The following is a 20,700-nucleotide window of genomic DNA, read 5'->3' as shown; positions in this document are numbered from 1 at the left end:
TCCAGGACCGGCCGTCCCGCCTCCCGGCGAGGCGGCCCGTCCCTTCGTGTGGCGGAGTTAGCCGATCTGACCGAAGATGTCGATCCGCTCGCCCTCCGCCAGGCTCACGATCGCGCGCTTGGTGTCAGGGCGCTGGCCGAAGCCTGTCCGGGTCCGCTTGCGCTTCCCCTGACGGTTGATCGTGTTGACGCTGGTGACCTTGACACCGAAGATCTGCTCAATGGCGATCTTCACCTGCGTCTTGTTCACATCCTTGCGCACCAGGAAGGTGTACTTGTTGTGCTCATCGATCAGGCCGTAGCTCTTCTCAGAGACGATCGGCTTGAGGATGATGTCCCGAGGGTCGGCGATCTTCTGCATCAGCCCTCTTCCTTCCCGCTGCTCGTGAGCCGCGCCACGACCTGCTCGTAGGCCTCCTGAGTGAAGACCACGTCGTCATGGCACAGAACGTCGTAGGTGTTCAGCTGCCCGGCGTCCAACAGGTGGACCTCGGGAGCGTTGCGCAGGCTCAGCCAGCTGGCCTCGTCGTTCTCGTCGACGACGACGAGCACGCTGCGAGCCTCAGTGATCTTCCGGAGCGCCTGCAGCGCCGCCTTGGTCTTGGGCGTGTCGCCCGTGACCAGGGTGCTCACCACGTGAACGCGTCCGCCGAGGGCCCGGTCCGACAGGGCGCCACGCAGAGCGGCGGCCTTCATCTTCTTGGGCGTCCGCTGCTCGTACGAGCGCGGCTGCGGTCCGTGGACGACGCCACCACCGGTGAACTGCGGGGCGCGGGTCGAACCCTGGCGGGCCCGGCCGGTGCCCTTCTGGCGGTAAGGCTTCTTGCCGCCGCCGCTGACCTCACCACGGGTCTTGGTCTTGTGCGTGCCCTGCCGGCGAGCGGCGAGCTGCGCGATCACGACCTGGTGGATCAGCGGGATGTTGACCTTGGCGCCGAAGACGGCCTCAGGCAGGTCTACGGAGCCCGCCTTCTTGCCGCTGGCGTCGAGGACGTCAATGGTGGAGCTCACTTGGCAGCCCCCTTCTTGGCAGCGGTGCGGATGAGGACCAGGCTGCCGTTCGCGCCGGGGATCGCACCCTTGATCAGGATGAGGCCCTTCTCGGCATCGACGGCGTGGACCTTCAGGCTCTGGATGGTCACGCGGACGTTGCCCATCCGGCCGGCCATGCGCAGGCCCTTGAACACGCGGCCCGGGGTGGCGCATCCGCCGATGGAGCCCGGGGAGCGGTGCTTGCGCTGGGTACCGTGCGAGGCGCCGAGACCACGGAAGTTGTGGCGCTTCATGACACCCGCGAAGCCCTTGCCCTTGCTCTTGCCGGTGACGTCGATGTACTGCCCGGCCTCGAAGGTGTCCGCGAGGACTTCCTGGCCGAGGGTGTACTCGGAGGCGTCGTCGGTGCGAACCTCGGTGAAGTAGCGGCGTGGGGTGATGTCGTGCTTGCGCAAGTAGTCGCCCAGCGGCTTGTTGACCTTCCGCGGGTCGACCTGCCCGTAGCCGAGCTGCACGGCGGAGTAGCCGTCCTGCTCAGGCGTGCGGACCCTGGTCACCACACACGGACCGGCCTCGACGACGGTCACCGGAACCAGCCGGTTCCCCTCGTCGAAGACCTGGGTCATGCCGAGCTTCTTGCCCAGGACGCCCTTGATCTGCTTAGCCATGTCAGTGCGTTCCCTCAGAGCTTGATCGAGATGTCGACGCCGGCAGGAAGGTCGAGACGCATGAGCGAGTCGACGGTCTTCGGCGTCGGGTCGATGATGTCAATCAGCCGCTTGTGCGTACGCATCTCAAAGTGCTCGCGGCTGTCCTTGTACTTGTGCGGCGACCGGATGACGCAGTACACGTTCTTCTCGGTCGGCAGCGGCACCGGGCCAGCGACCTTGGCGCCGGTCCGCGTCACCGTCTCGACGATCTTCTTGGCCGAGCTGTCGATGACCTCGTGGTCATACGCCTTGAGCCGGATGCGGATCTTCTGTCCCGCCATAGTGGCCTCGGTGTCCTTCGCTGTCGTCGTATAAAGCTTCATGCGGCCTGTTGCCGCTGCTGTTTTCCCGCGATCGGCGTCCGGATCTCGTCCGGTTCTCCGTGATCTGGCAGTCGTTTCGGTCATCAGCCTGCCGAAACCACTGCGAGATCACGGTCTCGTCGTCCGTGGGCTGGGGCTTTGCGGGCCCCTCCGTGGTGCGGCGGTCAGGTCCCTGCGGGCCTGACCGCCACTCCGCGGTGGTGCTACTTGATGATCTTCGTAACTCGACCGGCGCCGACGGTGCGGCCACCCTCACGGATCGCGAACTTGAGGCCTTCCTCCATCGCGATCGGCTGGATGAGCTGGACGGTCATCTCGGTGTTGTCACCGGGCATGACCATCTCGGTGCCCTCCGGCAGGGTCACAACGCCCGTAACGTCCGTCGTACGGAAGTAGAACTGCGGGCGGTAGTTGTTGAAGAACGGCGTGTGGCGGCCGCCCTCGTCCTTCGACAGGATGTAGACCTGCGCCTCGAACTCGGTGTGCGGGGTGGTCGTGCCCGGCTTGATGACACACTGGCCGCGCTCGACGTCCTCGCGCTTGATGCCGCGCAGGAGCAGACCGACGTTGTCGCCGGCCTGACCCTCATCGAGGAGCTTGCGGAACATCTCGACACCGGTGACGGTGGTCGTGGTGCTCTTCTCCTTGATGCCGATGATGTCGACGGTCTCGTTGACCTTGACGATGCCGCGCTCGATACGGCCGGTGACGACGGTGCCACGACCCGTGATCGAGAACACGTCCTCGATCGGCATGAGGAACGGCTTCTCGGTCTCACGAACCGGCTCGGGGACGTTGTCGTCCACGGCGGTCATGAGCTCGATGATGCTGTCGGCCCACTTCTCGTCGCCCTCAAGCGCCTTCAGCGCCGAGACGCGCACGACCGGCAGGTCGTCGCCCGGGAACTCCTGGGCGGACAGCAGCTCACGGACCTCGAGCTCGACGAGCTCCAGGATCTCCTCATCGTCGACCATGTCGGCCTTGTTCAGGGCGACGACGATGTAGGGGACGCCGACCTGGCGGGCCAGGAGCACGTGCTCCTTGGTCTGCGGCATCGGGCCGTCGGTGGCGGCGACCACGAGGATCGCGCCGTCCATCTGCGCGGCACCCGTGATCATGTTCTTCACGTAGTCGGCGTGACCGGGGCAGTCCACGTGGGCGTAGTGGCGCTTCTCGGTCTGGTACTCGACGTGCGCGATGGAGATCGTGATTCCGCGAGCCTTCTCCTCGGGCGCCTTGTCGATCTTGTCGAACGGGGTCGCCTCGTTGAGCTGCGGGTAACGGTCGTGGAGCACCTTGGTGATCGCCGCGGTCAGAGTGGTCTTGCCGTGGTCGATGTGCCCAATGGTGCCGATGTTCACGTGCGGCTTGTTCCGCTCGAACTTGGCCTTGGCCACTGCTCTGTCTCCTTAGAGATTCTGACTTGCCTTGCGTTTCCAACTCAGGCCCCGTACGGCCCGGCGCCCAAGAGCACCGTGCCGTACGCGAAGGGACTCACGTCCCGAGCCTCTCCGGAAACGGGGCGTCGATCTGCATCGACGCCCCCTCCGGAGCGGCGCGGAACTATTCGCCCCGAGCCTTCGCGACGATCTCCTTGGCGATGCCCGGGGGCACCTCCGCGTAGGAGTCGAACTGCATGCTGTAGCTCGCCCGTCCCTGCGTCTTGCTACGCAGGTCGCCCACGTAGCCGAACATCTCAGAGAGGGGAACGAGCGCGGTGATGACGCGGGCGCCGGCCCGCTCATCCATCGACTGGATCTGTCCGCGACGACCGTTCAGGTCACCGATGACGTCACCCATGTAGTCCTCGGGCGTGACGACCTCGACGGCCATCATCGGCTCGAGGAGCACGGCGTCGGCCTTGCGCGCGGCCTCCTTGAAGGCCATCGAGCCAGCGATCTTGAAGGCCATTTCCGACGAGTCGACCTCGTGGAAGGCGCCGTCTCGCAGAATGACCTTCACGCCGACCATCGAGTACCCGGCGAGCACACCGAACTCGGCGGCCTCCTGGGCACCCGCGTCCACCGACGGGATGTACTCCCGCGGGATACGGCCGCCGGAGACCTTGTTCTCGAACTCGTACCCGTCGTTGCCCTCGCCCAGCGGCTCAAGGTCGATGATCACGCGCGCGAACTGGCCGGAACCACCGGTCTGCTTCTTGTGCGTGTACTCGACCTTCTCCACCTTGCGGCGAATGGTCTCGCGGTACGCGACCTGAGGACGACCGATGTTCGCCTCGACCTTGAACTCGCGGCGCATCCGGTCGACGATGATCTCCAGGTGGAGCTCACCCATACCCCAGATGACCGTCTGCCCGGTCTCCTCGTCCCGGCGGACCTGGAAGGACGGGTCCTCCTCGGCCAACCGCTGGATCGCGGTGCCCAGCTTCTCCTGGTCGCCCTTGGTCTTCGGCTCGATCGCGACGCTGATGACCGGCGCCGGGAACGTCATCGACTCCAGGACGACCGGATTGCTCGGGTCGCAGAGCGTGTCACCGGTGGTGGTGTCCTTCAGACCCATGACCGCGACGATGGCGCCGGCGGAGGACGAAGGAAGCTCAGCACGCTTGTTGGCGTGCATCTGGTAGATCTTGCCGATCCGCTCCTTCTTGCCCTTCACCGAGTTGATGACACTGGTGCCGGTCTCGAGCGAACCCGAGTAGATGCGGAGGTAGGTGAGCTTGCCCAGGTGCGGGTCGCTCATGATCTTGAACGCCAGCGCGGAGAACGGCTCGTTCGGGTCCGCGTGCCGCTCGACGACCTGGTCCTCGTGCCCGACGGCGTGGCCCTTGAAGGCCGGGATGTCGATGGGCGCGGGGAGGTAGGCCACGACGGCGTCGAGCAGGGGCTGCACGCCCTTGTTCTTGAACGCCGTGCCGCACAGGACGGGGTTGATCGCGCTCTTCAGCGTCGCGCGGCGAAGGGCCGCGACGAGCTGCTCCTCGGTGGGCTCGACACCCTCGAGGAAGAGCTCCATGAGCTCGTCGTCGTTCTCGGAGACGGTCTCGACCAGCCTGTCGCGCCACTCGCGAGCCGCGTCGGCGTGGTCGGCCGGGATGTCGACGATGTCGTACATCTCGCCCTTGGCCGCCTCGATGGGCCAGATCAGACCCTTCATCCGCACCAGGTCGATGACGCCCTTGAAGTCGGACTCAACGCCCCAGGGGAGCTGGATGACCGCCGGGGTCGCGCCCAGACGGTTGATCATCATGTCGACGCAGCGGTGGAACTCCGCGCCGACCCGGTCCATCTTGTTGACGAAGCAGATGCGCGGAACGTCATAGCGGTCGGCCTGACGCCACACGGTCTCGGACTGGGGCTCGACACCCGCGACGCCGTCGAACACAGTGACCGCACCGTCAAGGACACGAAGGTTGCGCTCGACCTCGATGGTGAAGTCGACGTGACCCGGGGTGTCGATGATGTTGATCGTGTGACCGTCCCACTCGCAGGTCGTCGCGGCAGACGTGATCGTGATGCCGCGCTCCTGCTCCTGCTCCATCCAGTCCATGGTGGCAGCGCCATCGTGGACTTCACCGATCTTGTAGTTGATGCCGGTGTAGAACAGGATGCGCTCGGTCGTGGTGGTCTTGCCCGCATCGATATGGGCGATGATCCCAATGTTGCGGACCTTGGCCAGGTCAAGAGCGGTACTTGCGGCCACTTCTCTCGCGTCCTCGTCGTCTCGTCGAAATTCCGCCGACTACCAGCGGTAGTGAGCGAAGGCCTTGTTGGACTCGGCCATCTTGTGGGTGTCCTCGCGCCGCTTCACGCTGGCGCCGAGGCCGTTGCTCGCGTCGAGAAGCTCGTTCATGAGCCGCTCGGTCATGGTCTTCTCGCGGCGGGCCCGGGAGTACTGCACGAGCCACCGCAGGGCCAGCGTGGTGCTGCGCGCCGCGCGCACCTCGACCGGCACCTGGTAGGTCGCACCGCCGACGCGGCGGCTGCGAACCTCGAGAGTGGGCTTGACGTTGTCGAGCGCACGCTTGAGGGTGACGACCGGGTCGTTGCCCGTCTTGTCCTTGCAACCCTCGAGGGCGCCGTACACGATCGACTGAGCGATCGAGCGCTTGCCGTCCAGAAGAACCTTGTTGATCAGCGCCGTGACCAACGGGGAGTTGTGCACCGGGTCAGCGACAAGCTGGCGGCGGCCAGGGGAACCCTTGCGCGGCATGTCAGCTCTTCTCCTTCTTCGCGCCGTAACGGCTGCGGGCCTGCTTGCGGTTACGGACACCCTGGGTGTCCAGCGAGCCACGGATGATCTTGTAGCGAACACCCGGCAGGTCCTTCACACGGCCGCCACGCACGAGCACGATCGAGTGCTCCTGGAGGTTGTGACCCACTCCAGGGATGTACGCCGTGACCTCGATGCCGTTGGTGAGCCGAACACGGGCCACCTTGCGCAGCGCCGAGTTGGGCTTCTTGGGGGTCGTGGTGTACACGCGCGTGCACACGCCGCGTCGCTGCGGGCTTCCCTTGAGAGCAGGAGTCTTGGTCTTACTGACCTTGTCCTGCCGGCCCTTTCGGACCAACTGCTGAATGGTGGGCACCGCGTCTCCGTTTCGTGCCTTGGCCGGTGATACGTAGGTTCCTGGGCCGGGACGCCGTGGCTTCCCGTTCCAGGCCGTGCATTTCGCAGGCACTGCCGGTGTCATGACCTGCTGGTTTTTAGTCTCCTTCGGCCCACGCGGTCGGGCGTGTCGCGCACTGAGCGCACTCACACCCGGAAAGCCCGGCCGATCTGGAGGAGTCACACGCCGCTCTAGCCTTCCCCATCGGGAACGACCTCCGAGCGCACGCATGCGAGCCCATGGAGTCCATGGGCACGAAGACAAAGATTACCCAGCACGACGCAACGAGTCAAAACAGTTGCCGCCAGGTCGATTGTGATCCGTGCCATGGCCCCCGCGTCCTGCCTTCCTCACAGGCCGCCACTGGGCTCATAGCGAAGTCTACCGGCACGGGACAGGTCTTCCGGCCATTTCGCGCCCGATTGCCTCGCCTCCGGCGCGGCGGGCGCCCCCGTACGCGCGGAGCGAGAACCGTGAATATAGAAAACGCCCGGAGGGGGTGATCCCCTCCGGGCGTTTCTTCTAGGACTTACCGGCCGTACTGGCCGAAGTCGTACTCCTCCAGCGGGACGGCCTCGCCGCTGCCGGAGCCGAACGTGTAGTCCGCTGCGGAGCCGTCGTAGCCGCCGACCGTGTACATCGCGGCCTTGGCCTCCTCGGTGGGCTCCACCCGGATGTTGCGGTACTGGGGCATACCCGTACCGGCCGGGATGAGCTTACCGATGATGACGTTCTCCTTGAGGCCGAGCAGCGAGTCCGACTTGGCGTGGATCGCCGCGTCGGTGAGGACTCGTGTCGTCTCCTGGAAGGACGCCGCCGACAGCCACGACTCGGTGGCGAGGGACGCCTTCGTGATGCCCATGAGGACCGGACGGCCGGAGGCCGGCTGGCCACCCTCCGCCTTGGTCTCACGGTTGAGCACCTCGAAGCGCGGCCGCTCGACGAGCTCACCGGGCAGCAACTCGGTGTCGCCCGACTCGAGCACGTTCACCCGCTTGAGCATCTGCCGGACGATGACCTCGATGTGCTTGTCGTGGATCGACACACCCTGCGAGCGGTAGACCTGCTGGACCTCGTCCACCAGGTGCAGCTGCACCGCACGGGGGCCGAGGATGCGCAGGACCTCGTTCGGGTTGCGCGCACCGGCGATCAGCAACTGGCCGACCTCGACCCGCTGACCATCGGTGACCAGCAGCCTGGACCTCATCGACACCGGGTAGGCGATCTCTTCCGAGCCGTCGTCCGGAGTGATGACGATCTTGCGGGTCTTGTCGGTCTCGTCGATCCGCACCCGGCCCATGACCTCGCTGATCGGAGCGACACCCTTGGGGATGCGCGCCTCGAACAGCTCCTGGACACGCGGCAGACCGTGCGTGATGTCCGCACCCGCCACACCACCGGTGTGGAAGGTACGCATGGTCAGCTGGGTGCCGGGCTCACCGATGGACTGGGCCGCGATGATGCCGACGGCCTCACCGACGTCGACCAGCTTGCCGGTGGCCAGCGAGCGGCCGTAGCAGGTGGCGCAGACACCGATCTTGGCCTCGCACACCAGGGTGCTACGGGTCCGGACCGTCTCGACCCCGGCCTCGACCAGCGCCGTGACGATCAGGTCGTTGATGTCGGCGCCCGCCGAGGCGACGAGCTTGCCGTCCACCTCGACGTCCTCGGCCAGGATCCGGCCGTGGACGTTGCTCTCGGCGTTCTCGGCCTTGACCAGGTTGCCCTGCGAGTCACGCTCACCGACGTGCAGCGGGACCGCGCGGTCGGTGCCGCAGTCGATCTCGCGGACGATGACGTCCTGGGCCACGTCGACCAGACGACGGGTCAGGTAACCGGAGTCGGCGGTCCGCAGCGCGGTGTCCGCCAGACCCTTCCGCTGGCCGTGGGTGGAGATGAAGTACTCCAGCACCGACAGGCCCTCGCGGAACGAGGACTTGATCGGCCGCGGGATCGTCTCACCCTTGGTGTTGGACACCAGGCCACGGATGCCGGCGATCTGCCGCACCTGCATCTTGTTACCGCGGGCGCCGGAGTTCACCATCATCCAGACCGGGTTCGTCGCGGGGAACGCGTTGACCATGTCGGTCTCGACGTCCGCCGTGGCGTGGGTCCAGATCTCGATGAGCTCCTGACGGCGCTCCTCGTCGGTGATCAGACCACGGTCGTACTCGCGCTGGACCTTGTCGGCCCGCTTCTCGTACGACTCCATGATCGACGCCTTGTTCGGCGGGGCCACGACGTCCTCGATCGAGATCGTCACACCGGCGCGGGTCGCCCAGTGGAAGCCCGCGTCCTTGAGCGAGTCGAGCGCGTTGGCGACCTCGACCTTCGGGTACCGCTCGGCCAGCTCGTTGACGATTCCCGAGAGCTGCTTCTTGCCGACCTGGTAGTTCACGAAGGGGTAGTTGTCCGGCAGCGTCTGGTTGAACAGGCACCGTCCGAGCGTGGTCTCCAGCCGGATCGGCTCGCCGGCCTCCCAGCCTTCCGGGGCCTCCCAGCCACGGGGCGGCGGGACGTCCTTGAGCCGGACCTGGATCTTGGCCTGCATGTCCAGCTCGTGCCGGTCGTGGGCCATGAGGGCCTCCGACACGGTGCCGAACACGCGGCCGGTGCCCACGGCGTCGGCCTTGTCCGTCGTCAGCCAGTACAGACCGATGACCATGTCCTGGGTGGGCATCGTCACGGGCTTGCCGTCGGCCGGCTTGAGGATGTTGTTGGTCGACAACATCAGGATGCGGGCCTCGGCCTGCGCCTCAGCGGACAGCGGCAGGTGCACGGCCATCTGGTCACCGTCGAAGTCCGCGTTGAACGCGGTGCAGACGAGCGGGTGAATCTGGATCGCCTTGCCCTCGACCAGCTGCGGCTCGAACGCCTGGATGCCCAGACGGTGCAGCGTGGGCGCACGGTTGAGCAGCACCGGGTGCTCGGTGATGACCTCTTCGAGCACGTCCCACACGACGGGACGGGCACGCTCGACCATCCGCTTGGCCGACTTGATGTTCTGCGCGTGGTTCAGGTCGACCAGGCGCTTCATCACGAACGGCTTGAACAGCTCCAGCGCCATCTGCTTGGGCAGACCGCACTGGTGCAGCTTGAGCTGCGGGCCGACGACGATGACCGAACGGCCGGAGTAGTCGACACGCTTGCCCAGCAGGTTCTGGCGGAACCGGCCCTGCTTGCCCTTCAGCATGTCGCTGAGGGACTTCAGGGGACGGTTGCCGGGACCGGTGACCGGACGACCGCGGCGGCCGTTGTCGAACAGCGCGTCGACGGCCTCCTGCAGCATGCGCTTCTCGTTGTTCACGATGATCTCGGGAGCACCGAGGTCGAGGAGGCGCTTGAGCCGGTTGTTCCGGTTGATGACCCGGCGGTACAGGTCGTTCAGGTCGGAGGTCGCGAACCGGCCACCGTCCAGCTGGACCATCGGGCGAAGGTCCGGCGGGATCACCGGGATGCAGTCGAGCACCATGCCGCTCGGCGAGTTCCTCGTGTTGAGGAACGCCGCCACGACCTTGAGCCGCTTGAGGGCGCGGGCCTTCTTCTGGCCCTTGCCGCTGCGGATGGTCTCGCGCAGGTTCTCGGCCTCGGCGTCCAGGTCGAAGCTGTTCAGCCGCTCCTGGATGGCCTGGGCGCCCATTCCGCCGCGGAAGTAGCGGCCGAAACGGTCGCGCATCTCGCGGTAGAGCAGCTCGTCGCCCTCGAGGTCCTGGACCTTGAGGTTCTTGAAGCGGCTCCAAACCTCGTCGAGCCGGTCCAGCTCACGCTGGGCGCGGTCGCGCAGCTGCCGCATCTCGCGGTCGGCGCCCTCACGCACCTTGCGACGCTGGTCGCCCTTGGCGCCGGCGGCCTCCAGCTCGGCCAGGTCGGCCTCGAGCTTCTTCTGGCGGGCCTCGATGTCGGCGTCACGGCGCTGCTCGATGTGCTGCCGCTCGACGGAGATCTTCGCCTCCAGCGACGGCACGTCACGGTCACGCATCTCGTTGTCGACATGCGTGATCATGTAGGCCGCGAAGTAGATGACCTTCTCGAGGTCCTTCGGGGCCAGGTCGAGCAGGTACCCCAGGCGCGAAGGAACGCCCTTGAAGTACCAGATGTGCGTGACGGGCGCGGCCAGCTCGATGTGGCCCATCCGCTCACGGCGCACCTTGGCGCGCGTGACCTCGACGCCACAACGCTCACAGATGATGCCCTTGAAGCGGACGCGCTTGTACTTGCCGCAGTAGCACTCCCAGTCCCGGGTCGGGCCGAAGATCTTCTCGCAGAAGAGCCCGTCCTTTTCCGGCTTGAGAGTCCGGTAGTTGATCGTCTCCGGCTTCTTGACCTCGCCGTGCGACCACTGCCGGATGTCGTCAGCGGTCGCCAGGCCGATTCGCAGTTCGTCGAAGAAGTTGACGTCGAGCACTTTTGATCCCCTCAGCTTCTAGATCAGACCTCTTCGACGCTGCTCGGCTCACGCCGGGACAGGTCGATGCCGAGCTCCTCCGCAGCGCGGAAGACATCCTCGTCCGTGTCCCTCATCTCGATGGACATGCCGTCGCTCGACAGCACCTCGACATTGAGGCAGAGCGACTGCATTTCCTTGATGAGGACCTTGAAGGACTCAGGAATGCCCGGCTCGGGGATGTTCTCGCCCTTGACGATGGCCTCGTAGACCTTCACACGGCCGAGCACGTCGTCGGACTTGATCGTCAGCAGCTCCTGCAGCGCGTAGGCCGCGCCGTACGCCTCGAGGGCCCACACCTCCATCTCGCCGAAGCGCTGGCCACCGAACTGGGCCTTACCACCGAGCGGCTGCTGGGTGATCATGGAGTACGGACCGGTCGAACGAGCGTGGATCTTGTCGTCGACCAGGTGGAGCAGCTTGAGGATGTAGATGTAGCCGACCGAGATCGGGTGCGGGAACGGCTCGCCGGAGCGGCCGTCGAACAGCCGCGCCTTACCGTTCTCGCCGACCATGCGCGAGCCGTCCCTGTTGGCCAGGGTGTTGCTCAGCAGGCCGACGATCTCCTCCTCGTGGGCGCCGTCGAACACCGGGGTCGCCACCTTGGTGCGCGGCTCGATGCTGGTCAGGCCCTTGTCGCGCAGGCGCTCCGCCCAGGCCTCCTCGACACCGCTGACGTCCCACCCGCGGGCCGCGATCCAGCCCAGGTGGGTCTCCAGGACCTGACCGACGTTCATTCGACCGGGAACACCCAGAGGGTTCAGGACGATGTCGACCGGGGTGCCGTCCTCGAGGAACGGCATGTCCTCCACGGGGAGGATCTTGGAGATGACGCCCTTGTTGCCGTGACGGCCGGCGAGCTTGTCACCATCGGTGATCTTGCGCTTCTGGGCCACGTAGACGCGGACCAGTTCGTTCACACCCGGGGGAAGCTCGTCGCCCTCCTCGCGGCTGAACACGCGGACACCGATGACCTTGCCGGACTCACCGTGCGGCACCTTCAGCGAGGTGTCGCGGACCTCGCGCGCCTTCTCACCGAAGATCGCGCGAAGCAGGCGCTCCTCGGGGGTCAGCTCGGTCTCACCCTTGGGCGTGACCTTGCCGACCAGGATGTCACCAGTGGTGACCTCGGCGCCGATGCGGATGATCCCGCGCTCGTCGAGGTCGGCGAGGACCTCCTCCGAGACGTTCGGGATGTCGCGGGTGATCTCCTCAGGACCCAGCTTGGTGTCGCGGGCGTCGACCTCGTGCTCCTCGATGTGGATCGAGGACAGGACGTCGTCCTGCACCAGACGCTGGGAAAGGATGATCGCGTCTTCGTAGTTGTGGCCCTCCCACGGCATGAACGCCACGAGCAGGTTCTTGCCGAGCGCCATCTCACCGTTGTCGGTGCACGGGCCGTCGGCGATGACCTGGTTGACCTCGACCCGGTCGCCCTCGGCGACGATGGGCTTCTGGTTGAACGAGGTGCCCTGGTTGGACCTCTTGAACTTGGCGACACGGTAGGTGGTGCGCGTGCCGTCGTCGTTCATGACGGTGACGTAGTCGGCGGAGACCTCCTCGACCACGCCGGCCTTCTCGGCGCTGATGACGTCGCCGGCATCGGTCGCGGCACGGTACTCCATGCCGGTGCCGACCAGCGGCGCCTCGCTCTTGAGCAGCGGCACCGACTGGCGCTGCATGTTCGATCCCATGAGCGCGCGGTTGGCGTCGTCGTGCTCGAGGAACGGGATCATGGCGGTCGCGACCGACACCATCTGGCGCGGAGACACGTCCATGTAGTCCACGTCGGAGGGCTGGACGGCCTCGAACTCCCCGCCCTTGCGGCGGGCCAGCACGCGGGACTCCTCGAAGCTGCCGTCGGCGTTCAGGCCCGTGTTGGCCTGGGCCACCACGTACCTGTCCTCCTCGTCCGCGGTCAGGTAGTCGATGTGCTCGGTGACCAGCCCGTCCACGACCTTGCGGTACGGCGTCTCGACGAAACCGAAGGAGTTGACCCGGCCGAAGGACGACAGCGAGCCGATGAGGCCGATGTTCGGGCCTTCCGGCGTCTCGATCGGGCACATCCGGCCGTAGTGCGACGGGTGCACGTCACGGACTTCGAAGCCGGCGCGCTCACGGGACAGACCACCGGGGCCGAGGGCCGACAGACGCCGCTTGTGCGTCAGGCCCGCGAGCGGGTTGGTCTGGTCCATGAACTGCGACAGCTGGGAGGTGCCGAAGAACTCCTTGATCGACGCCACGACCGGGCGAATGTTGATCAGGGTCTGCGGCGTGATGGCCTCGACGTCCTGCGTGGTCATGCGCTCGCGGACGACGCGCTCCATACGGGCCAGGCCCAGGCGGACCTGGTTCTGGATGAGCTCGCCGACCGTGCGGAGACGGCGGTTGCCGAAGTGGTCGATGTCGTCGGTCTCGACGATGACGGAGCCCTCGGGGCCCATCGACTCCTCGCCGGCGTGCAGCCGGACGATGTACTCGATGGTGGCGACGATGTCCTCGTCGGTCAGCGTGCCCTGGGTGATGTCCGACTGGGCGCCCAGCTTCTTGTTGATCTTGTAGCGGCCGACCTTCGCGAGGTCGTAACGCTTCGGGTTGAAGTAGAGGTTCTCCAACAGCGTCTGGGCGGACTCCTTCGTCGGCGGCTCACCCGGACGCAGCTTGCGGTAGATGTCGAGCAACGCGTCGTCCTGGCCGGACGTGTGGTCCTTCTCCAGGGTCGCGCGCATCGACTCGTACTGCCCGAAACGCTCCAAGATCTGGTCGGTCGTCCAACCGAGCGCCTTGAGCAGCACCGTGACGGGCTGCTTGCGCTTGCGGTCGATACGGACACCGACGCTGTCACGCTTGTCGATCTCGAACTCGAGCCAGGCGCCACGAGACGGGATCACCTTGGCGCCGAAAAGGTCCTTGTCGGAGGTCTTGTCGACCGAACGGTCGAAGTAGACACCCGGGGACCGGACGAGCTGAGACACCACGACACGCTCAGTGCCGTTGATGATGAAAGTGCCCTTCGAGGTCATGAGCGGGAAGTCGCCCATGAACACCGTCTGGCTCTTGATCTCACCGGTGGTGTTATTGATGAACTCCGCCGTCACGAACATCGGGGCGGAGAAGGTCATGTCCTTGTCTTTGCACTCATCGACTGAGTACTTGGGCGGCTCGAACCGATGGTCCCGGAACGACAGGGACATGGTGCCGGAGAAGTCCTCGATGGGACTGATCTCTTCAAAGATCTCTTCGAGACCTGACTGGGCCGGAACGTCCTTGCGCCCGGCCTGGCGAGCCGCCTCGACCCGCCCCTTCCATTTCTCGTTGCCGAGCAGCCAGTCGAAAGACTCGGTCTGCAAGGCGAGAAGGTCGGGGACTTCGAGCGGCTCCTGGATACGTGCGAATGACACGTTACGGGGACCGGCGGGTACGGCGGAGGCGTTGCGCGAGGCTGCCAACAGATGTCCTTCCGAGGGCTCGCGGACTGACTACACGCACGCCAGACGACCAGAGACTAAGCATTACTCAGAGAGACGGTCGTCAAAGGGCAGCGCAAAGGGGCAGTGTAGCCGATAGGCATACACCTGTCCACTCCGCTCTCGCTCTGCGCTCCACGTTGGTGGCAGCATCACCCGTCTGAGCCGAAACGTCAAGCCCGAGAGCCCACATTTCGCCTAACTGACGGGCACCACGCTGGGTGTTTCCCATCCGGACGACGGACGAACATCATCGGAACCAGTCCCTACCCGGGAGCCGGTCCAGGTAACGTTCCGTCACACGGACGGGCCAACGCTGACCATCGGTCTACGCCGCCGTGCCGAACATCTGCCCGTGATCGAAGTGCCCTAAACGCAACCTTTGCTAACAATTGAATAAAGCGGGTCAGCGAGCGGGCGTGTCACCGAGCAGCGTGGACAGGTCGGCGACCCTCCAGCCGTCGCCGTCCGTCACCAGGAGGAGCCGGGCCCTCCCCTGGCTGACCTGCTGCTCCGGCCCGTCACCACCCGGCTCGGAACTGCTCCGGGTCATGTTGACGAACACCAGCACCCGCACCTCCTCCGGCGTGGCCGTCTCGACGCCCGCCGCCGCCACGACGGCCTGCTGCACAAGCCGCCGGCGCCGCGCCTCCGCGGGGAGTGTGGCGGCCAGTTCGCGGTAGCGCCCCACCAGCGTCCCCGTAGCCCGGCTCTGCGCCCTTCGAAGATCTTGATCGATCGTACGGTAGTCGTACGACAACATGTCTGGGGCCAGCGTCCGGGCGGCGGCCAAGCCCGCCGCGGCGGACCTCTCGCCGTTCTGGATGCGCCGTAGGTCGAGACCGGTCCGAACCACCACGACGGCGAGGATCGACGCCGAGAGAGTCACCAGAGCGATCAGCAGACGCCTCATTGGACGAGTTCCGCCTTCGAGACCAGCCAGACCCCGCCGGTCTTGGTGACCTCCATGCGCCAGCGGTAGAAGCGCTCCTCGGGCGCGGCCTTCCTGCCGTCCTCCCAGTGGATCACCGCGTCGGCGACGATCAGCACCTCGGCCGCGCGGCGGTCCCGGGTCATGGACGCCAGCCCGGTCGCCCGGAGCACGCCGGTCTGGACCACCTTGTTATCGACGGTGGCCTTCTTGAGGGCCGCCTCGTTCCTGGCGTACTCCTCGCGCTCCTCGCCGGTCGACGTCGCGACGACCCGCTTCATGTCGTCGTCGACGGTCCTGTGGTCGACGGACAGCAGATTGACCGCGTGGACGGCCGCCGCGCGCGCCGCCGACCGACGGTCGTCCTCCGCGGCCTGGGCGGCGTCACGGGCCTGTCCGGCCCATACGGCGGCTCCCCCCAGAGCCGCGGTGACGAGCAGCAGGAGGCAGACGACCAGTGCGCGCCGCACCTGGCCCACCCCCGATCATGTCGCCGGACGCCGGATCCCCTTCCGCAACATAGATCAGGGAACCGTGCCTGCCCATAGGAGTCTCGATCTCCGGTACGGCCCGGCGCCGGACATGCGAAAGGGCGGGCACCACCCGGCACCGGGGTGGACCCGCCCTTCCGACGAAGTGCTACTTGACCGTGACGGTGGCGCCGGCGCCCTCGAGGGCCGCCTTCGCCTTCTCGGCCTGCTCCTTGTTGACCTTGCCGTCGAAGACGGACTTGGGAGCGCCGTCGACGAGGTCCTTGGCCTCCTTGAGGCCCAGGCTCGTCAGAGCGCGGATCTCCTTGATGACCTGGATCTTCTTGTCGCCGGCGGCCTCGAGGACGACCTCGAACTCGTCCTGTTCCTCAGCCTCTTCGGCGGGGGCGGCGGGGCCACCCACGGCGGCGGCGACCGCGACCGGGGCGGCGGCCTTGACGTCGAAGGTCTCCTCGAAGAGCTTCACGAAGTCGGAGAGCTCAAGGAGGGTCATCTCCTTGAAGGTGTCGAGCAGCTCGTCAGTGCTGAGCTTCGCCATGATGGTGTTCCTCCAGTGGATCTAGCAAAACGTTGAAAAGGGACCGCGGTAGCGCGCTTCCTCCGCCCGCCTGTGCGGGACCTACTCGCCGGCCTCTTCGCGCTTGACGCGCAGAGCCTCGGCGAGTCGAGCCATGTTGGTGGGCAGCGCGGCGAAGGTGGCGGCAGCCTGAGACTGCTTGGCCTTCAGCGCACCGGCCAGCTTCGCGAGAAGCACCTCACGGGACTCGAGGTCGGCAAGCTTGGTGATCTCGGCGGGGCTCATCGACTTGCCGTCGACGACACCACCCTTGATCACCAGGAGGGGGTTGGCCTTGGCGAAATCACGCAGACCCTTGGCCGCCTCCACCACGTCGCCCTTGACGAACGCGATGGCGGTCGGGCCCCGGAGCAGGTCGTCCAGGACGGTGATCCCGGCGCCATTGGCCGCGATCTTGGTCAGCGTGTTCTTCGCCACGGCGAACTTCGCATGCCCACCGAGAGAAACGCGCAGCTCCTTGAGCTGGGCGACGGTGAGACCGCGGTATTCGGTGAGAACGGCGGCGCTGGAGCCTTCGAACTCGTTCGTGAGTTCGGCAACCGCACCGGTCTTGTCCGTCTTCGCCATGGGCCTCCTTCCAGGATGTGCCGCCGGCGAAGGGCCCCCATCAAACGAACAAGCCCCGGCGCAGGCGCACGGGGCTTGGAAGGACGATGACGTCCCAAGCTCTCTCCACACCTACGCGGGCCGTCCACTCATGTGGATCCTTCGGTCGCCTTGCTACGAAACAGCCCGGCGACGACCGGCGGTCTTTGGCAGGAGACAGAATACGTGTCAATCCCTAGGACGCCAAATCAGGCACCCAGAGGCACGTTCGTCGGCAGCTCCCCGACCTGACCGGCCGGCGGCGCCTTGATCGCGAGCTTCTCGTTGAACGACTTGAAAAGCATGGTCATGTCCATCGCGCCCGCCTGGGCCTGACCGATCTTCATCGCCATCTTGCGGGGCAGGCCGTCGCCGTCGATCCAGACGTCGAACTTCGTGTCCTTCATCCCCGACATCTGGGTCTTGAGCTGCTTCTGCGCCTCGGCGGGCAGCTGCTTCAGCGCCTCGGCCATCGGGTAGGTGCCGGCGTAATGCGTGGTGTCGACGCCGCCGACCTTCTCGTCGCCGACCACCTTGATGTCCTTGGAGGCGGTCAACATCTTGGTGTTGGTCTTCAGGTCCATCTGGCTGGCCTGACCGAGAAGCTCGTCCAGGTTGAGGCCCGCCTGGGCGCCGGCCTTCTTGAGGTCGATCTTGATCCAGGGCTTGCTCCCGCCCATGAGCGTCTGGAGCATCTCCATCTTCATGTACGCGACGTCACCGTCGAGGATCATCCTCATGCCGCCCGGGGCGTTCTGGCCACCGAAATTGATCTTGTCGAACGAGGCGTCGATCGCGAACTTCGGAGCGCTCTGAGTGCGCACGGTGCCCTCGATGCTTCCGGACTCGCCATTGGGGCCGGAGATGTTCATGACGACGTCCGCGGCGTAAGAGGTGACCTTGTCGGTCTTCTGCGCCGTCTGCTGCAGGACCTCGGCCGCCGTGAGCTGGTGCTTTTCGAGTGACGGGGTGGCCGTGGTCGTGCCACATCCCGCTGCCGTGATCGCGACCGCCACTCCGGCGACCACCAGAAACCGGCGCATACCTACATTCCCTTCGTTTTCCCCCAACAGGTGCTACCCGACCCTATGCGGCGGGGACCCGAGACGCGTGGGTAAGGGGAAAAACGCCACGAGATATACGCGATCCCTACACATTCCGAATGATGGATCTAGCCCGTGAAATACGAAAAAACATAAAAACCGTTCTCATACCGCTCGGGAATGTCGGGAAGAGCCCGCGCAGCCGGGAACGACACGCGATGCCGTACCAGGAGAGAGCAGGTCACATGGCCCCTGACGGCGATGGACGGCCGGGCCGTACAGAGCTGCGCATCGGGAAAGACGACCATGTCGACGCTCCCGGCGAGTGCTGCCCGAAAGGAAGAAACCCCTGCCCGGATGGGCAGGGGTTTCTCACGAAATCCGACTCCGGACCTGAGATCAGGCTCGGATCATGTCGTGCCTCAGGCCTCGACCTCGGTCATCCCACGCGTGACGTTCGGGTCGACCGGGATGCCGGGGCCCATCGACGTGGTGAAGGTGACCTTCTTGAGGTAGCGGCCCTTGGCGGCCGACGGCTTGAGACGCAGCACCTCGTCGAGGGCGGCCGCGTAGTTCTCCACGAGCTGACGCTCGTCGAACGACGACTTGCCGATGATGAAGTGCAGGTTCGAGTGCCGGTCGACCCGGAACTCGATCTTGCCGCCCTTGATGTCGGTGACGGCCTTGGTGACGTCGGGCGTCACGGTGCCGGTCTTCGGGTTCGGCATGAGACCACGCGGACCGAGCACGCGGCCCAGACGGCCGACCTTGCCCATCAGGTCGGGGGTCGCGACGACGGCGTCGAAGTCGAGCCGGCCCTTGGCCACCTCGTCGATCAGCTCGTCGGAGCCCACGATGTCGGCGCCCGCGGCGCGGGCCTCCTCGGCACGGTCACCGGTCGCGAAGACCAGGACCCGGGCGGTCTTGCCGGTGCCGTGCGGGAGGTTGACGGTGCCACGGACCATCTGGTCCGCCTTGCGCGGGTCGACACCCAGGCGCAGGGCGACCTCGACGGTGGCGTCGAACTTGGTGGTGGCGGTCTGCTTGGCCAGCCGGACGCCGTCCAGCGGGTTGTACAGAGCGTCGCGGTCGATCTGCTCGGCCGCGTTCTTGTAGCTCTTGCTGCGCTTCACTTTCCGCTCCTCGTTGGAGTTCGTGGTGCGGGCCGCGCACGGGCCCTTCCACAGTTTTCGATCGCCCCGCCTTCGGCAGGGCGGGCTCCGAACTAGTCGGCGATGGTGATGCCCATCGACCGGGCGGTGCCGGCGATGATCTTCTCGGCCGCCTCGATGTCGTTCGCGTTGAGGTCCTGCATCTTCGTCTCGGCGATCTGACGCAGCTGGTCCTTGGTGAGCTTGCCCACCTTGTCCTTGTGCGGGACCGCACTGCCCTTCTGCAGACCGGCGGCCTTCTTGATCAGCTCAGGCGCCGGGGGCGTCTTCGTGACGAAGGTGAAGCTGCGGTCTTCGAAGATGGTGATCTCGACGGGGATGATGTTGCCCCGCTGGGCCTCCGTCGCAGCGTTGTACTGCTTGACGAAGTCCATGATGTTGACGCCGTGCGGACCGAGCGCGGTACCGACCGGCGGCGCGGGGGTGGCCTGGCCAGCGGGAAGCTGGACCTTCACCAGGGCCGCGACTTTCTTCTTTGGAGGCATCTGTCCTTCTCCGGGTCCTTTGTCCTACAAAACCCTCACGCCGCGACGAAAGCCGGTTCTGCGACCGGCTTTCCCTTTGCCCGCGTGAGGACGACTAACGAGTCTATGCGACGTGCTCAGATCTTCGAGACCTGGTTGAACGACAGCTCGACCGGGGTCTCGCGACCGAAGATCGAAACGAGCACCTTCAGCTTCTGCGACTCGGCGCTGATCTCGCTCACCGTCGCCGGCAGCGTCGCGAACGGACCGTCCATGACCGTGACGGACTCGCCGACCTCGAAGTCGACCGTCGCGGCCGCGGCCTTGGAGGTCGCCTTCTTGACTTCCTCGCTCGGCTCGGGCGCGAGCAGCTTGGCGACCTCGTCCAGGTTCAGCGGGCTCGGCTTGTTCGACAGGCCCACGAAGCCGGTGACACCGGGCGTGTTGCGGACCGCGGCCCACGACTCGTCGGTCAGGTCCATGCGGACCAGCACGTAACCGGGAAGGACGCGCTCCTTGATCGGAGTCTTCTTGCCGCCCTTGAACTCGGTGATCGTGTGGGTCGGCACCTCGACCTGGAAGATGAAGTCCTCCATGTTGAGGGACCCGGTGCGGCTCTCGATGTTCTGCTTCACGCGGTTCTCGTAACCGGCGTAGGAGTGAATGACGTACCACTCGCCGTACTGGCCGCGGAGCTGGCGCTTGAACTCCTCGATCGGGTCGACGTCGGGCAGGATGTCGCCGTCTTCGTCGACCTCTGCCACGGCCTCGGTCGAGTCGGCTTCACCGTCAACACCGTCCGGGTCGGCGACGGCGTCGTCGACCTCTTCCACGGCTTCTACGGCCTCGTCCGGCTCGGACTCCCATTCATCACGGGAGCCATCGACCGGCAGCGGAGACTCGGACACGGGACTCTTCCTTCTTCGATCGG

18 protein-coding genes are annotated in these 20,700 nt (G+C 65.9%); all 18 read right to left on the bottom strand.

From position 1 onward, the window contains the following. Positions 1–57: 57 nt before the first annotated feature. The 18 genes from rplW to nusG all read right to left on the bottom strand — a co-directional run bounded on the left by rplW (position 58) and on the right by nusG (position 20,677). Positions 58–360 carry a 50S ribosomal protein L23 gene (gene rplW / locus Pmi06nite_RS14210; RefSeq protein ID WP_203953440.1) on the bottom strand — a complete coding sequence of 101 codons (303 nt, stop codon included), beginning with the start codon at positions 358–360 and terminating at the stop codon, positions 58–60. Further along, complete coding sequence (rplD, locus tag Pmi06nite_RS14205) at positions 360–1,010, bottom strand: 50S ribosomal protein L4 (protein WP_203953439.1); 651 nt, start codon at positions 1,008–1,010, stop codon at positions 360–362. The genes rplW and rplD overlap by 1 nt, the downstream gene beginning before the upstream one ends. Continuing rightward, positions 1,007–1,660: a 50S ribosomal protein L3 gene (gene rplC / locus Pmi06nite_RS14200; RefSeq protein WP_203953438.1), complete on the bottom strand. Its 654-nt coding sequence runs from the start codon at positions 1,658–1,660 to the stop codon at positions 1,007–1,009. The genes rplD and rplC overlap by 4 nt, the downstream gene beginning before the upstream one ends. A gap of 14 nt (positions 1,661–1,674) precedes the next feature. Beyond that, a complete protein-coding gene (rpsJ, locus tag Pmi06nite_RS14195; RefSeq protein ID WP_012887830.1) occupies positions 1,675–1,983 on the bottom strand; it encodes a 30S ribosomal protein S10 in 309 nt (102 codons plus the stop codon). Positions 1,984–2,228: 245 nt separating this feature from the next. Next, complete coding sequence (gene tuf, locus Pmi06nite_RS14190; protein WP_203953437.1) at positions 2,229–3,422, bottom strand: elongation factor Tu; 1,194 nt, start codon at positions 3,420–3,422, stop codon at positions 2,229–2,231. Between the two features lie 166 nt (positions 3,423–3,588). Next, a complete protein-coding gene (gene fusA, locus Pmi06nite_RS14185; protein ID WP_203953436.1) occupies positions 3,589–5,688 on the bottom strand; it encodes an elongation factor G in 2,100 nt (699 codons plus the stop codon). A 39-nt stretch (positions 5,689–5,727) separates the two neighbouring features. After that, on the bottom strand, positions 5,728–6,198 hold the full coding sequence (gene rpsG / locus Pmi06nite_RS14180; protein ID WP_061253214.1) for a 30S ribosomal protein S7: 471 nt from the start codon (positions 6,196–6,198) through the stop codon (positions 5,728–5,730). Between the two features lies 1 nt (position 6,199). Continuing rightward, the gene (gene rpsL / locus Pmi06nite_RS14175; protein ID WP_061253213.1) at positions 6,200–6,574 is read right to left on the bottom strand and encodes a 30S ribosomal protein S12; all 375 of its coding nucleotides are present in this window, start codon (positions 6,572–6,574) and stop codon (positions 6,200–6,202) included. A gap of 550 nt (positions 6,575–7,124) precedes the next feature. Next, on the bottom strand, positions 7,125–11,000 hold the full coding sequence (locus Pmi06nite_RS14170; protein WP_203953435.1) for a DNA-directed RNA polymerase subunit beta': 3,876 nt from the start codon (positions 10,998–11,000) through the stop codon (positions 7,125–7,127). A gap of 23 nt (positions 11,001–11,023) precedes the next feature. Next, positions 11,024–14,488 (bottom strand): DNA-directed RNA polymerase subunit beta, encoded by a 3,465-nt coding sequence (gene rpoB / locus Pmi06nite_RS14165; RefSeq protein ID WP_203953434.1) that lies wholly within the window; start codon positions 14,486–14,488, stop codon positions 11,024–11,026. 424 nt (positions 14,489–14,912) lie between these two features. Further along, on the bottom strand, positions 14,913–15,419 hold the full coding sequence (locus Pmi06nite_RS14160; protein ID WP_203953433.1) for a hypothetical protein: 507 nt from the start codon (positions 15,417–15,419) through the stop codon (positions 14,913–14,915). After that, the gene (locus Pmi06nite_RS14155; protein ID WP_239113893.1) at positions 15,416–15,907 is read right to left on the bottom strand and encodes an Rv1363c family protein; all 492 of its coding nucleotides are present in this window, start codon (positions 15,905–15,907) and stop codon (positions 15,416–15,418) included. Before Pmi06nite_RS14155 ends, Pmi06nite_RS14160 begins: the two co-directional genes overlap by 4 nt. A 169-nt stretch (positions 15,908–16,076) precedes the next feature. Further along, a complete protein-coding gene (gene rplL / locus Pmi06nite_RS14150; RefSeq protein WP_203953431.1) occupies positions 16,077–16,466 on the bottom strand; it encodes a 50S ribosomal protein L7/L12 in 390 nt (129 codons plus the stop codon). Positions 16,467–16,547: 81 nt separating this feature from the next. Next, entirely contained in the window at positions 16,548–17,072 is a 525-nt protein-coding gene (gene rplJ / locus Pmi06nite_RS14145; protein ID WP_203953430.1) for a 50S ribosomal protein L10, read from the bottom strand. Between the two features lie 227 nt (positions 17,073–17,299). After that, the gene (locus Pmi06nite_RS14140) at positions 17,300–18,133 is read right to left on the bottom strand and encodes an SCO4651 family lipoprotein (RefSeq protein WP_203953429.1); all 834 of its coding nucleotides are present in this window, start codon (positions 18,131–18,133) and stop codon (positions 17,300–17,302) included. Positions 18,134–18,555: 422 nt separating this feature from the next. After that, positions 18,556–19,266 carry a 50S ribosomal protein L1 gene (rplA, locus tag Pmi06nite_RS14135; protein ID WP_203953428.1) on the bottom strand — a complete coding sequence of 237 codons (711 nt, stop codon included), beginning with the start codon at positions 19,264–19,266 and terminating at the stop codon, positions 18,556–18,558. 92 nt (positions 19,267–19,358) lie between these two features. Next, positions 19,359–19,790, bottom strand: coding sequence for a 50S ribosomal protein L11 (rplK, locus tag Pmi06nite_RS14130; RefSeq protein WP_203953427.1), 432 nt, complete (start codon positions 19,788–19,790; stop codon positions 19,359–19,361). A 116-nt stretch (positions 19,791–19,906) separates the two neighbouring features. Next, complete coding sequence (gene nusG, locus Pmi06nite_RS14125; protein ID WP_203953426.1) at positions 19,907–20,677, bottom strand: transcription termination/antitermination protein NusG; 771 nt, start codon at positions 20,675–20,677, stop codon at positions 19,907–19,909. Positions 20,678–20,700: the final 23 nt, after the last annotated feature.

The sequence above is a fragment of the Planotetraspora mira genome, assembly GCF_016863275.1.
GTDB lineage: Bacteria > Actinomycetota > Actinomycetes > Streptosporangiales > Streptosporangiaceae > Planotetraspora > Planotetraspora mira.
The sequence above is the reverse complement of the archived record's forward strand: the minus strand, read 5'-3'. Positions and strand labels throughout refer to the sequence as shown.

Coding starts and splice junctions, on each gene's coding strand:
- rplW (WP_203953440.1), bottom strand. CDS start 360: ATGCAGAAGATCGCCGACCCTCGGGACATCATCCTCAAGCCGATCGTC.
- rplC (WP_203953438.1), bottom strand. CDS start 1,660: ATGGCTAAGCAGATCAAGGGCGTCCTGGGCAAGAAGCTCGGCATGACC.
- rpsJ (WP_012887830.1), bottom strand. CDS start 1,983: ATGGCGGGACAGAAGATCCGCATCCGGCTCAAGGCGTATGACCACGAG.
- rpsG (WP_061253214.1), bottom strand. CDS start 6,198: ATGCCGCGCAAGGGTTCCCCTGGCCGCCGCCAGCTTGTCGCTGACCCG.
- Pmi06nite_RS14160 (WP_203953433.1), bottom strand. CDS start 15,419: ATGAGGCGTCTGCTGATCGCTCTGGTGACTCTCTCGGCGTCGATCCTC.
- rplL (WP_203953431.1), bottom strand. CDS start 16,466: ATGGCGAAGCTCAGCACTGACGAGCTGCTCGACACCTTCAAGGAGATG.
- rplJ (WP_203953430.1), bottom strand. CDS start 17,072: ATGGCGAAGACGGACAAGACCGGTGCGGTTGCCGAACTCACGAACGAG.
- Pmi06nite_RS14140 (WP_203953429.1), bottom strand. CDS start 18,133: ATGCGCCGGTTTCTGGTGGTCGCCGGAGTGGCGGTCGCGATCACGGCA.
- rplK (WP_203953427.1), bottom strand. CDS start 19,790: ATGCCTCCAAAGAAGAAAGTCGCGGCCCTGGTGAAGGTCCAGCTTCCC.